Source organism: Sphingosinicella humi, from assembly GCF_003129465.1.
GTDB classification, from domain to species: Bacteria; Pseudomonadota; Alphaproteobacteria; order Sphingomonadales; family Sphingomonadaceae; genus Allosphingosinicella; species Allosphingosinicella humi.
On the sequence record NZ_QFFF01000001.1, the window covers coordinates 524,670 to 536,912 of the forward strand.

At 66.9% G+C, this 12,243-nt stretch carries 11 protein-coding genes; 4 read left to right on the forward strand and 7 right to left on the reverse strand.

Annotated features, from left to right (window positions below; translation table 11 throughout):
• The first annotated feature begins 1 nt into the window (after position 1).
• The gene (locus tag DF286_RS02640) at positions 2–1,045 is read left to right on the forward strand and encodes a 2-dehydropantoate 2-reductase (protein ID WP_109270030.1); all 1,044 of its coding nucleotides are present in this window, start codon (positions 2–4) and stop codon (positions 1,043–1,045) included.
• On the opposite strand, the gene DF286_RS02645 is transcribed toward DF286_RS02640, so the two are convergent.
• From DF286_RS02645 to hflK, 5 genes are all read right to left on the reverse strand, one after another.
• Positions 1,042–3,021 (reverse strand): OPT family oligopeptide transporter, encoded by a 1,980-nt coding sequence (locus DF286_RS02645; RefSeq protein ID WP_243444690.1) that lies wholly within the window; start codon positions 3,019–3,021, stop codon positions 1,042–1,044. The two genes, DF286_RS02640 and DF286_RS02645, sit on opposite strands and share 4 nt — an antisense overlap.
• Positions 3,022–3,025: 4 nt before the next feature.
• Entirely contained in the window at positions 3,026–4,582 is a 1,557-nt protein-coding gene (locus DF286_RS02650) for a helicase HerA-like domain-containing protein (RefSeq protein WP_109270031.1), read from the reverse strand.
• A 144-nt stretch (positions 4,583–4,726) separates the two neighbouring features.
• Positions 4,727–6,271, reverse strand: coding sequence for a Do family serine endopeptidase (locus DF286_RS02655; protein ID WP_109270032.1), 1,545 nt, complete (start codon positions 6,269–6,271; stop codon positions 4,727–4,729).
• Positions 6,272–6,392: 121 nt separating this feature from the next.
• Entirely contained in the window at positions 6,393–7,256 is an 864-nt protein-coding gene (gene hflC, locus DF286_RS02660) for a protease modulator HflC (RefSeq protein WP_109270033.1), read from the reverse strand.
• Complete coding sequence (hflK, locus tag DF286_RS02665; RefSeq protein WP_109270034.1) at positions 7,253–8,338, reverse strand: FtsH protease activity modulator HflK; 1,086 nt, start codon at positions 8,336–8,338, stop codon at positions 7,253–7,255. The genes hflC and hflK overlap by 4 nt, the downstream gene beginning before the upstream one ends.
• A 301-nt stretch (positions 8,339–8,639) precedes the next feature.
• Here hflK and DF286_RS02670 point away from each other — a divergent pair, with 301 nt between their 5' ends.
• Together DF286_RS02670 and DF286_RS02675 are read left to right on the forward strand one after the other, a co-directional pair.
• Positions 8,640–9,404, forward strand: coding sequence for an Mrp/NBP35 family ATP-binding protein (locus DF286_RS02670; protein WP_243444837.1), 765 nt, complete (start codon positions 8,640–8,642; stop codon positions 9,402–9,404).
• Positions 9,405–9,446: 42 nt separating this feature from the next.
• Entirely contained in the window at positions 9,447–9,881 is a 435-nt protein-coding gene (locus tag DF286_RS02675) for a CoA-binding protein (RefSeq protein WP_109270035.1), read from the forward strand.
• 120 nt (positions 9,882–10,001) lie between these two features.
• Here DF286_RS02675 and DF286_RS15045 read toward each other — a convergent pair whose 3' ends face one another.
• The gene (locus tag DF286_RS15045; RefSeq protein WP_158274596.1) at positions 10,002–10,142 is read right to left on the reverse strand and encodes a hypothetical protein; all 141 of its coding nucleotides are present in this window, start codon (positions 10,140–10,142) and stop codon (positions 10,002–10,004) included.
• 205 nt (positions 10,143–10,347) lie between these two features.
• On the opposite strand from DF286_RS15045, the gene DF286_RS02680 reads away from it, so the two are divergent.
• On the forward strand, positions 10,348–12,036 hold the full coding sequence (locus tag DF286_RS02680) for a winged helix-turn-helix domain-containing protein (RefSeq protein ID WP_158274597.1): 1,689 nt from the start codon (positions 10,348–10,350) through the stop codon (positions 12,034–12,036).
• A gap of 50 nt (positions 12,037–12,086) precedes the next feature.
• Here DF286_RS02680 and DF286_RS15050 read toward each other — a convergent pair whose 3' ends face one another.
• Positions 12,087–12,230: a hypothetical protein gene (locus DF286_RS15050; protein WP_158274598.1), complete on the reverse strand. Its 144-nt coding sequence runs from the start codon at positions 12,228–12,230 to the stop codon at positions 12,087–12,089.
• Positions 12,231–12,243 lie beyond the last annotated feature (13 nt).

Here is a 12,243-nt window from a genome sequence, read left to right on the forward strand (position 1 = left end):
CTTGAAGGACGATCCGCGCATCGTCGTTTTCGGCTCCGGTGCGGTCGGCTGCTTCATCGGGGGGGCCTGGCTGGCGGCCGGGCGCAAGGTCGCCTTCCTCGGCCGGGAGCGCGTCCGTCAGGAGATTGCCGACCATGGCCTCGGCCTCAGCGACCAGGACGGATGGCGCATCCATCTCGCGCCTGAGCTTGTGGACTTCACGACCAAAGCCGCGGCGCTGAAAAAGGCGGATATCATCCTCCTCACCGTCAAGAGCACGGGCACCGAGGCGACCGCGAAGGAGATCGCCCGGCACGCCCGGCCCGGCACCACCGTCATCAGCTTCCAGAACGGCATCAGCAACGCCGAGACCCTGAAGCGCCTGCTGCCGAGGTTCGACGTCGTCCAGGGAATGGTCCCCTACAATGTCGTGCGCACCGGCGCCGGCCGCTGGCACCGGGCGACCTGGGGCGACCTCACCGCCGCCGAGAGCGAGGCGACCCGCGCGCTCGCCGCCCGCATCGGCGACCGCCCCGGCAAGCTGCTGCTGGCCAGGGACATGCTTCCGGTCGCCTGGGGCAAGCTGCTCCTCAATCTCAATAACGCGATCAACGCGCTTTCCGGCCTCACCATCCTCGAGGAGCTCAACCAGCGCGACTATCGGCGCGTGCTGGCAGCGGCGATGATCGAGACGCTGGAGCTGTTGCAGCTTGCCGGCATCGAGCCCGTGGCGACGGGCCCGATCCCGCCCAGGCTATTGCCCCACGCCATCGGCGCGCCCGACTTCGTGTTCCGCAATTTCCTCCTCCGGGTCCAGAAGATCGATCCCAAGGCCCGCTCCTCCATGTCGGAAGACCTCGCCGCCGGCCGCGAGACGGAGGTGGATTATCTGAACGGCGAGGTGGTGAAGCTCGCCCGCTCGCTCGGCCGCGAGGCGCCGGTCAACAGCCACATCGTCGACCTGGTCAAGCAGGCCGAGATGGGCATCAACCGCACATGGTCCGCCGCCGAACTGCGGGCCCATATTCTCGAAGGGCACCAGGTCGTTCGGGGCTTCGGCTATTAGGTCGCGGCCAGCGACGCGCTCGCGCGGATGGCTCGGCGGTAGAGCCACCAGGCCGTCGCCGCGAACAGCAAGGTGCCGCCGATAAGCGCGATCGGCCGGAAGGAGTCGCCGACCAGCGCCAGCGGCGCGTCGCTCCCACTGCCGACGACCAGGCCGGCATAGGCGACTCCGAACAGGCTCTCGCCGACGATCATGCCGGTCGCGGTCAGCACGCCCATCCGCTTCGCCCGTTCCGGATCGGCGGCGCGGCGTTCGACGGCGCGATCGTAGAACCAGCCGAGGACGGCACCGACGACTACCGTCATCGTCGTTCCCATCGGCAGATAGATGCCGATGCCCACGCCGAGCGGATGCAGCCGCGCCTTGCCGGTGCGAGCCAGCAGCTCGTCGATGATGACGATGACGACGCCCAAGGCCGCGCCGATGCCGATCAGGCTCCAGTCGAGATCGCCGCCCAGCACGCCGCTTCCCAGCGCTGAGATGAGCGCCGCCTGGGGCGCCGGCAGGGCATTCGGCCCGGCCCCGGGCGCGCCGGCGAAACCATAAGCGGCGTTGAGCAGCTCGAGCACCGGCGGGATGACCATCGAGCCGAACAGCACGCCGAAGACCAGCGCCACCTGCTGCCGCCACGGCGTCGCGCCGACCAGCTGACCGGTCTTGAGGTCCTGGAGGTTGTCGTTGGAGATGGTGGCGACGCCGAACACGATCGCCGTCGCCAGCAGCGCATAGGCGATAAGCGCATCCTCCGACCCTTCGCCCAGGCCCGAGGAGAAGAGCAGGCCGAACAGCATCGAGGCGGCGAGGATGGCGAGGATACCGACCCCCGAGATCGGGCTGTTCGACGCGCCGATGAGGCCCGCCATATAGCCGCAGACCGAAGCTATGAAGGCGCCGACGAGGAGGACGAAGACCAGCGTGACGGCGATCAGCGGCACCGAAATGCCCGCCAAGGGTCCGCCGTCGATGAAGTCCATGAGCAGGAAGGTGATCGGGATCAGTGCCGCGCCGGAAACCAGCGCGACGATGCCGATGGGAATGTCACGCTCCTTGCGTGGCAGCCCCTCGCCGCCGACGCGGCGCGCGCGGGACGCCGCCATGGCGCTGCGGATTCCGGACAGGATCGGGCCGATGATGCGCAGCAGGGTCCAGATCGCCGCGACGCCGATCACGCCGGCGCCGATGAAGCGAACCTGATTGAGCCAGACGCCGGTGGCGAAGCTCTCGGCATCGCCCGCGGGGGCGGCCAGCGCCGTCAGCCACGGCGTCGCGATGCCCCAGCCGATGACGAGCCCGGTGAACATGGCAAGGCCCACGGTCAGGCCGACGAGATGGCCGGCGCCGAGCAGGGCGAAGGAAAGCCCGCCCGCGATACCGGTCGCCGAAGGACCGATCCGGAAGAAGTGGCTCGCCTCCGAGACCGCGAAACGCATGTAGGTGAGCGCGTTGAAGGCGCCCGCGACAATCGTGCTGGTGACGATCACCCGAAGCCCGGCCGCGCTTTCCGCATCACCGCTGCGCGAGCCTTCGCCGACCTTCAGCACCTCGGCCGCGGCGCGCCCTTCGGGATAGGGAAGATCGGATTCGGCGACCAGCGCCCGCCTGAGCGGAATCGAGAACATGACGCCGAGGAGCCCGCCGAGCGCAGTGACGAGCGCCGTCGTCCAGAAGGGAAAGCCCTGCCACCAGCCGACCATCACCAATCCGGGCAGCACAAAGCAGATCGCCGCCAGGGTTCCTGCCGCCGACGCCACCGTCTGGACGATGTTGTTTTCGAGGATGTTCGAGGAAGCGAAGAAGCGCAGCACCGCCATCGAGATGACCGCCGCAGGAATCGACGTGGCGAAAGTGAGGCCGACCTTGAGGCCGAGATAGACGTTGGCGGCCGTGAACAGCAGGGTGATGAGCCCGCCCAGCGCGATGCCGCGCACCGTCAGCTCGGGCAATGTCATCGCCCCGCCCGCCATGGCCTTGTTCATCTTCCTATCTCCCCCTGAACAATCCGCCGAGCAGGCCTCGCACGAGCGAGCGTGCGACCTTGTTCGCCACCTGGCGTTGGAGCGATTTTCCGACCTGGCGCACCATGGCGTCGCCGATCGACGGATTGGCTCGACGCTCCCGCTCCAGCCGCGCGCGCTCCCGCGCCTCTTGCGCTCGCGCCCTCGCCTCGACCTTGGCGCGTTCGGCGGCCGCCTTCTCTTCGGCCTCCCGCGCTTCGGCGGCGGCAGCGGCAGCGGCCGCTTCCTCGCCGCGCGCCTTCAGAATCTCCTCGGCGCTCTCGCGGTCCACGGCCTGGTCATATTTGGCTTCGACCGGCGAGATGGACTGGATGATCGCCCGCTCCTTAGCGGTCAGCGGTCCGAGCCGCGAACGGGGCGGCTTCACCAATGTCCGCTCAACCGGCGAAGGCGCCCCATCCTCCTGGAGCATCGACACCAGGGCCTCACCGACCTTCAGCTCGGTGATCGCCGTCTCGACGTCCAGCTTCGGATTGATCCGGAAGGTCTCCGCCGCCGCCTTGATCGCCCGCTGGTCGCGCGGCGTGTAGGCGCGCAGCGCATGCTGGATCCGGTTGCCGAGCTGGCCCGCCACATCCTCGGGAATGTCGATCGGATTCTGCGTGACGAAATAGACGCCGATGCCCTTGGAGCGGATGAGGCGCACGACCTGCTCGATCTTGTCCTGGAGCGCCTTCGGCGCATCCTCGAACAGCAGATGCGCCTCGTCGAAGAAGAAGACGAGCTTGGGCTTGGGAAGATCGCCGACTTCCGGCAGCTCCTCGAACAGCTCCGACAGGAGCCAGAGCAGGAAGGTGGCGTAGAGCTTCGGGCTCGCCATCAGCTTGTCCGCGGCGAGGATGTTGACGTAGCCGCGACCCTGCTCGTCGATCTTCAGCAGGTCGCCAATCTCCAACGCCGGCTCGCCGAAGAAGCGATCGCCGCCCTGGCTTTCGAGCTGGAGGAGCTGTCGCTGGATAGCGCCGACGCTGGCCTTGCTGACATTGCCGTAGCGGGCGGTGAGCTCGGACGCCTTCTCGGCGCAACGGACGAGCAGCGCCTGCAGGTCCTCGAGGTTGAGGAGCAGCAGCCCGTCCTCGTCCGCCAGGCGGAAGGCGATGTTGAGCACGCCCTCCTGCGTCTCGTTGAGGTTCATCAGGCGCGACAGCAGCAGCGGACCCATCTCGGATACGGTGGTCCGGACCGGATGGCCTTGCTCGCCGTAAAGGTCCCAGAACACCGCCGGATTGTCGGCGTAGGACCAGCCGGAATAGCCGATCTCCCGCGCCCGCTGGGTCAGCGCTTCATGCGCCTTGTGCGTCGGCGAGCCCGCCATGGCGATGCCGGCAACGTCGCCCTTCACATCGGCGACGAACACGGGGACGCCCGCGGCCGAGAAGCTTTCCGCCAGACCCTGGAGCGTGACGGTCTTGCCGGTTCCCGTCGCGCCTGCGATCAGCCCGTGGCGATTGGCACGGCTCAGGACCAGCCGCTGCGGTCCGCCCTCGCCGAGTCCGATGAAAATACTGGCGGCATCGTCCACGGCGTCCTCCCCTGTCTCACTGGTCGGCCGCGACTATTCCCGAACGCGCTGCGCCCGGCAAGCAGGTCAAGAGCAGCACCGCGATCCGCCTTAGTACCCGAACGAAGGCCCTCTCCCCACTGCCTCCGCTGGACGGCCGGAAACTTACTTCCGGACCAGATCGACCCCAACGTAGAGGGGCGGATTGTTGCCCCGGCGGATGAGCAGCAGCACGGTGCCGCGATTGCTGCGCCGAGCCGCTTCCACCGCCGCCGCCGCCGCTTCCGGCGTCGGCGTCTCGCGCTGGTTGATCGACAGGATGATGTCGCCGGCCCGCAGTCCCTCGGCGGCCGCGTCGCTCGACGGATCGACCGCCGCGATCACGACGCCGCGCACATTGGTCTCATTGAGCCGGAGCTGCCGGGCCATGGCCGGCGTGAGCGTCTGGACGGTAACGCCCAGGCCCTCGCGCGCCTGGCGCTGGCTGTCCGACTGCTGCTCTTCCGGCTGGGGCTTTATCTCGGCCTCTTCGCCCGTGCCGCCGATCTGAGCCAGCTCCTCCTCGGTCGGCCGTTCCGCGACCTCCAGGGTCACGGTCCGACGCTGGCCGCTGCGGATGAGCTCGACCGGGATGCGCGAGCCGACGGGCTGCTGCGCGACGAGATAGGAGAGCGTCTGATCGGGCGTCACCGGCTCGCCGTTGACGGTGATGATGACGTCGCCCTGCTCGATGCCGGCGCGCGCGGCCGGGCTGCCGGGCTGGACGCCGCGGATCAGCTCGCCGCGGTTGCGCGGGATGCCGAGGGAGTCGGCGATGCCCTCGTCGAGCGGCTGCAGGCTGACACCGATATAGCCGCGGACCGGCCGCTCGCCGCGACGCAGCGCGTCGATTACCGGCCGCGCCTGCTCGGCCGGGATAGCGAAGCCGATGCCGACATTGCCGCCGGTGGGCGAGATGAGGGCGGTGTTGATCCCGATCACATTGCCGTTGATGTCGAACATCGGGCCGCCGGAATTGCCCATGTTGATGGAGGCGTCGGTCTGGATGTAGCGGTCATAGGCGCCGGAGCCGGTGATGCCGCGATGCAGGGCCGAAACGATGCCGGCGGTGACGGTACCGCCCAGGCCGAACGGATTGCCGACCGCCAACACCCAGTCGCCGACGCGGGTCTGGGTGGAATCGCCGAAGCGGACGAAGGGCAGGTTATCGTCCTTGATCTTGAGCACGGCGAGGTCCGAGGCGACGTCGCGGCCGACCAGCTCGGCCTGATATTCGCGGCGATTGGAGAGGGTGACGGTGATCTCGTCGACGGTCGCGCCGTCGCGCGCGGGCGCGATCACATGGTTGTTGGTGACGATGTAACCGTCGGGCGAGATGATGAAACCGGAACCGAGCGAGCCGCCGCGCTGGGTGATGGTGTTGTCATTTTCGGGAAGCTGCCCGCCGAACCGGCGGAAGAACTCCTCGAACCCCGGCGGGAAGGGCGAGCGGTTGACCTCGATCGACTGCTTGGTCGAGATGTTGACCACGGCCGGCTGGAGCCGAGCGGCGAGATCGGCGAAGCTCATCGGCGCGCCCGGCCTCGGCGCGGCGCGGGCGATGACGCTGGGATCGTTCTGAGCGGTCTGCGCTCCGACGGGACCCACGGTCAGCGTCGCGGCGGTTCCACCCAGTAGCAGTGCGGCGGTGATGCCATAGACGTAGCGCACGTTGTCGATCTCCTTGCGTTTCGTAGCCCGGCCGGGCGGACCCGGACGGGTCGTTCAGACGGATTTAAAGCTATGGCGCGCGGCTTAACGTCAATTGAATGGATGAAGCCGCGCACCCGACTTATTGGCCGCCGGAAAACTCCTCCAAATACTCGTTCCTCGGCGACAATACGATCGAGGACCGTCCCATCGGCTCGCCCGATCCATTGTTGACGAAAGTCGTCTCGTAGGACTGCATGGCCCGGTAGAAATTGTAGAAATCGGGATCCTTGCCGAAGGCCTCGGCATAAGTGGACGCTGCTTCCGCATCGGCCTCCGCGCGGATGATCTGCGCCTGCTTCAGGCCCTGGGCGAGGATCGAACGCGCCTCCTGCTGCCGTGCCGTCCGCATCCGCTCATAGGCGGATTCGAGCGGCGTGCCGTCGGGAAGGTCGGCGCGCTTGATGCGGACGTCGACGATCTCGGCGCCATATTGGCGGGCGACCCGGTTCAGCGCCGTCTGGATATTGTCCATCATCTGGCCGCGTTCGGGGCTCAGCAGCGCGGCGAACGGCCGCTTGCCGAGCTCGTTGCGGAGCGCCGAGCCGAGGATCGGGCGGAGCGCGTCGCTCACCCGCTGCTCAGTGCCCGCGGCGATATACATGCGCAGCGGATCGACGATCCGGTAACGGGCGAAGGCGTCGACCTGCAGGCGCAACTGGTCGGTCGAGAGCACCTGTTGGCGATCCATGTCGACGCTGAGGATGCGTTTATCGATCCAGACGATCTGTTCCATGAACGGAATGCGGGCGGTAAGGCCGGCCCCGGTCTGGCCGAAATCCTGGTTCGGCTTGAAGCGGTTGACGATGCGCTGCGGCTCACCGAAGCGGACGACCACCGCCTGCTTCGTCTCGGGCACGATGGCGAAGGTCGATCCGACCAGGATCAGCACCAGGATCGCGACGAAGGCGAGCGCGATCGGATTGCGGCCCAGGCGCTGGATCATCGGGCGGCTCCTTCCTGCTGTCGCCTCTGTATTTCGGGCAGCGGCAGATAGGGCGTGACGCCCGGCGCCTCGACGATCGTCTTGTCCACGCGGGAGAGAACCTTTTCCATCGTTTCGTAATACATGCGCCGCCGCGTCACTTCGGGCGCGAGACGATATTCCTCATAGACCTTGTCGAACGCCGCCGCTTCGCCCTGCGCCTTGGCAGTGAGCTGAAGCGCATAGGCGCGCGCGTCGTTGAGATAGCTCTGGGCCGTCTGCTGCGCGGCCGAGACTTCCTTGAAGGCGTCGTTGACCGCCGCCGGCGGGTCCGACTGCTTGATGGCCACGCCCTGGATGTCCACGCCCGCGCGATAATCGTCGAGCAATTGCTGCATCACCTGGGCGACGCGCTGCTCGATCTCGCTCCGGCCGGAGCCGATCGCGTCGTCCAGCGACACGCCGGCGACGACCGCGCGCATCGCGCTTTCGGCGACCTCACGGATCGTATCCTCGGGATTGGCGATCTGGAACAGGTAGAGCTGCGGCTCCTTGATGTTCCAGCGCACTGAATAAGCAAGATCGATGATGTTCTGATCACCCGTCAGGATGAGATTCTCGCTATTGGCGTCGGTCGATCCGATGTCGATCGTCCGGATCTCCTCGACGTCCACCTTCTGCACGCTGTCGATCGGCGCCGGCAGGGTGAGGCCGATGCCGGGGCCCATGGTCGCCGTGTAGTTGCCGAAGCGGGTGACGACGCCGCGCTCCTGCGGGCCGATGCGGTGGATGCTGGTGAAGAGCAGCCACAGAACCAGGAAGATGGCGAGCCCGTAGAGCCAATAAGGCTTCCCGTCACCGGTCGAAGGAAAACGGCCGCCGCCGAAGCGCTCCCGGCTCTTCTTCAGGAAGTCGTCGAGGGAGGTGACGTTGCCGGTCGTGCCGGTGGGCCGGCGCTTGCGCGGAGGCTGACCCCAGGGATTGCGCGGGCCGCTGCCGCCGCCATCGCCCGATCCGCCGCTTCCGCCCGTGCCCCAGGGGCCGCCTTTATTCTCATTGAAGACGGCGCCGACACGAGCGCCCCACCCAAAAAATTTGTTCATGGGGCCTTTATAGGAAGCGGTTTGACGGAAAAACAGTGGCATCCGCCGCCGATATGCCTATCGCCTGCCAGGCATGACCGAAAATTCCGAAGCCCTGATGGCCGCCCTGGCGCGGCTGAAGGTACCCGGCGGCCGGGACCTGGTGAGCGAAGGCCGCGTCCAACCGCCCCGGATCAAGGACGGCATCGCCAGCCTCATCCTTGACGTCACGGGCCTCACCGCCGAAATGCGGGCGACCTTGGAGCGACAGATCCGCGCTGCGGCCATCGGCCTTCCCGGCGTCAGCGACATCCGCATCGCCATGACGGCCGACAAGGTAAGTCGCACCATCATCGCCGTCGGCAGCGGCAAGGGCGGCGTCGGCAAATCGACCGTCGCTGCCAATCTCGCCATCGCCCTCGCCCGCGCCGGCCACAAGGTCGGCCTGGTGGACGCCGACATCTATGGTCCCTCGCAGCCGCGGATCATGGGCAATGACGAGCGGCCGGAACTGGCCGACAAGCAGATCATCCCGGTCGAGGCCTATGGCGTGAAGATGCTGTCCATCGGTCAGCTCGTCGACGCCGGCACCGCGCTCGCCTGGCGCGGCCCGATGGTGGCGAGCGCCCTCGGCCAGCTGATGGAGGGCGACTGGGGCGATGCCGAGCTGATGATCGTCGATCTGCCGCCGGGCACGGGCGACATCCAGATGTCGCTCGTTCAGAAATATGCCCCGGCGGGCGCCGTCATCGTCTCGACGCCGCAGGACCTCGCCCTCATCGACGCCACTCGGGCGATCGACCTCTTCCGCAAGATGAACGTGCGGGTCTTCGGCTTGGTCGAGAATATGGCCGGCTATGCCTGCCCCCATTGCGGCGAGGTTTCGGACCCGTTCGGCGCGGGCGGAGCGGAAGCGGCGGCTAAGGTCATGGACATTCCCTTCCTCGGCCGCGTTCCCCTTACCCTCTCGATCCGCCGGTCCTCGGACGCGGGGACGCCGCCCGCCGCCGGCGAGGGCGAGGAGGCGGAGATATTCGCGGCTATTGCGGCGCGGCTTCTGGACGAAGTGAACCGAAAGCGGATGTGAGCGGTTGTCCTCGGGCGGTGTTGGGGCACAAGGAGGAACGACATGCCGCTGACCAGCGACCAGGACATTGCCGAGCTTCTCGCCAACACGCGCACCATTGCCCTGGTCGGCGCGTCCGACCGCCCGGACCGGCCGAGCTACGGCGTGATGAAGTTCCTTCAATCGCACGGCTATCGGGTCCTGCCGGTCAACCCGCAGATCACGGGCGAGCATGTTCATGGCGAATATGTCTGGCGCGAGCTCGGCCAGATCGGCGAGCCCATCGACATGGTCGACATCTTCCGGCGTCCGCAGGCCGCCGGCGAGGCGGTCGACCAGGCGATCGCCGCGGGTGCCAAGTCGGTGTGGATGCAGATCGGAGTCATCAATGAGGAAGCTGCCGCCCGGGCCGAGGCGGCCGGCCTCAAGGTCGTCATGGACCGCTGCCCCAAGATCGAGATTCCGCGTCTCGGAATTGCGCCCGTTGGAGGATTTTGACGGCCGCCACCGCTCCGATCCAATTCCTATGCGAGCGGCGGCGGGACGGACGATCCGGCTCTGGCCCGAACCGTCCGCCTGGGACGCGAAACATCGCGCTCCGGATGAGGCAGGCCGGCTTCAGGCGGCCTGATATCGACCCGGCCCCCGGTCGGGAAACCCGGCGCCCCCGTCGACCGTCATCACGGCGACCGTGCCGCTGAAGGCGATCATCGTCATCAGCGACGCGACGAAGGCGAAAAAGCCTTTTTGCATGAACATCTCTCGTCTCCTGTTCGGGCCGACGATAGTGCCGGCTGGAGGCGGGTCTACGGGAACCGGCCCGACGCATCCTGAGCGGCGACTGGAAAGATCATGGGATGCGTTTTCCCAGAATCTTTCCACGATCCGTTTGGCGTCGAAACGGGAGCGTGGCTGTGGTAAATACATGGCGAGGCCATCGCCCTCGCGAAGCGGAGCGACGAACATGTCGACCGAGGCGAATTATGGCACAAACCTCGCGTTCGCCGATTTCACGATCGACCGGGCGGACGAACGGCTGCTCGGCCCCAGCGGGCCGGTGAAGCTCGGCAACAAGGCCTATCGCGTCCTGTTGATGCTTGCCGAACACGACGGGCGGCTCCTCACCAAGGATGCCCTCTTCTCCTCGGTCTGGGATGGCACCATCGTGTCGGAATCCGCGCTGACGTCCGTCATCAAGGAGTTGCGACACGCCTTAGGCGACGACCCGAAGTCGCCCCGCTACATCGAAAGCGTCTATGGCAGAGGCTATCGCCTCTTGCCGCCGGTAGACCCGGTCGAGGCGGTCGCGCAACGAAGACCGCGGACGGCTCCACGCGCCTTCTCGGACAAGATGGCGAGTGGCCTCGGTGCGCCGCCGCTCCTCTATCTCGGCGCGTTCGATGATCTGGCGGTGCGCGATTCCGCCCCTCACCTCGCCGCCGTCGTCCGGGAAGAGATTTTGTTCGCCCTGTCGCGCTTCCGCGATATCCGGCTCGTCTCGGATCAAATGGCGACGGCTCTCCCCGCGAAAGGTTATGGCGAGCGCGACTATCAGCTGTCGCTCCGCCTGGTGCATGACGGCAGCTCCCTTCGCGCCTTCACCCGCCTCTGCCGCCTCGCCACCCGCGCAATCATCTGGGCTGACAACATCCAACTTTCGGACGGCCAGCTCGGTCCCAACGTCGATCGGCTGGTGCGCCGGATCGCGGCGGCCGCCCTGCCCCGCATGCAGGACGATCTTCTCGGCAACCTGCCGGCCCAGCCGCACGACGTCTACGATCTCTATTTCCTCACCCGGCTCAAGATGCGGGGGCAGACCAGCTACGCCGCGGCCCGCGAAATCGCGGCCACATGGGAGACGATGATCGAGGAGCACCCGAATTTCGCCCTCGCCTACCCGCCGCTCGCTCGCCTCTACGACACCGATTATTGTTATTCGGGCTTGGGTTCGACCGGGGAAGCCGAGCGGCGGCGCGCCTATGAACTCGCCCATCGGGCCTTCGCCCTCGACCCGACCGAATCCCACTTCCACACCATGAAGGGCTGGTCGCATCTCTGGGCCGGCGAATGGTTGCTCGCCCGCCAGCATCTCGACCAGGCACTGCAGCTCAACCCCTATAATGAGCGCCGGCTGGTCGAGGTGGCGACCGCGCTCATGTATCTGGACGACCTCGACGGCGCCGCCAACCTCCTGCAAAGATGCCTCGACCTCACGCCCTTCGTCACCGAAGCGCCTTATGAGGAACAGGGTTTCCTGTATCTGCTCAGCGGCGACTATGAGCGGGCGGTCGAGCAGCTGTCGCTTGTCCGCCGCGATCACCCGGACGATCTCGCCCGTACGCAGCCGACGGTGATGAGCGAGCTGTACGCGCTTCTGGCCGCCGTCGGAGTCCAGCTGCCCGACCTGCCGGAGCGAGCGGAGCATTGGCGTCGATCCGTGGCCGCTCGCTGGTGCGCGCCGGATCCGCTGACGGACGAACGGCTCAAGCAGTGGGTCCTTTTCCACAACCCGCTGAAGAGCGCCGCGCGCCGGAGCTGGCTCGTCGACCTGTTAGAGCGCGCGATGGCGGCAGGTCGCGAGGCCGAGCGGAACCCGGGTCGCGAGCGCAACAAGCGCTTCGAACGCCTCAGCGTTACGGTGGGCATGCTTTAAAAAGCAGCCGTGCGCCGAACGTCCTCCGAGACCCTAAGGGTCAGCCCCGGCTATTTCTTGTTTGGGTCGATGTTCGCGGAACTTTTGGTCGGCCGTATATTGGCTTCGGTGGTCGCGTCGGTCGTTGCGCCGTCGGTCGTCTTCTTGCCGCCGCCTTTGCTCGTCTCGGTACCGCTTTTCTTGCTGCCAGCCATGATTTGCCTCCGT

What these genes read in the sequence shown, in the direction of transcription:
- DF286_RS15050 (WP_158274598.1), bottom strand. Translation starts at nt 12,230, where the DNA reads ATGGCTGGCAGCAAGAAAAGCGGTACCGAGACGAGCAAAGGCGGCGGC.
- DF286_RS02670 (WP_243444837.1), top strand. Translation starts at nt 8,640, where the DNA reads ATGACGGCCGACAAGGTAAGTCGCACCATCATCGCCGTCGGCAGCGGC.
- DF286_RS02680 (WP_158274597.1), top strand. Translation starts at nt 10,348, where the DNA reads ATGTCGACCGAGGCGAATTATGGCACAAACCTCGCGTTCGCCGATTTC.
- hflK (WP_109270034.1), bottom strand. Translation starts at nt 8,338, where the DNA reads ATGAACAAATTTTTTGGGTGGGGCGCTCGTGTCGGCGCCGTCTTCAAT.
- hflC (WP_109270033.1), bottom strand. Translation starts at nt 7,256, where the DNA reads ATGATCCAGCGCCTGGGCCGCAATCCGATCGCGCTCGCCTTCGTCGCG.
- DF286_RS15045 (WP_158274596.1), bottom strand. Translation starts at nt 10,142, where the DNA reads ATGTTCATGCAAAAAGGCTTTTTCGCCTTCGTCGCGTCGCTGATGACG.
- DF286_RS02645 (WP_243444690.1), bottom strand. Translation starts at nt 3,021, where the DNA reads ATGAACAAGGCCATGGCGGGCGGGGCGATGACATTGCCCGAGCTGACG.
- DF286_RS02675 (WP_109270035.1), top strand. Translation starts at nt 9,447, where the DNA reads ATGCCGCTGACCAGCGACCAGGACATTGCCGAGCTTCTCGCCAACACG.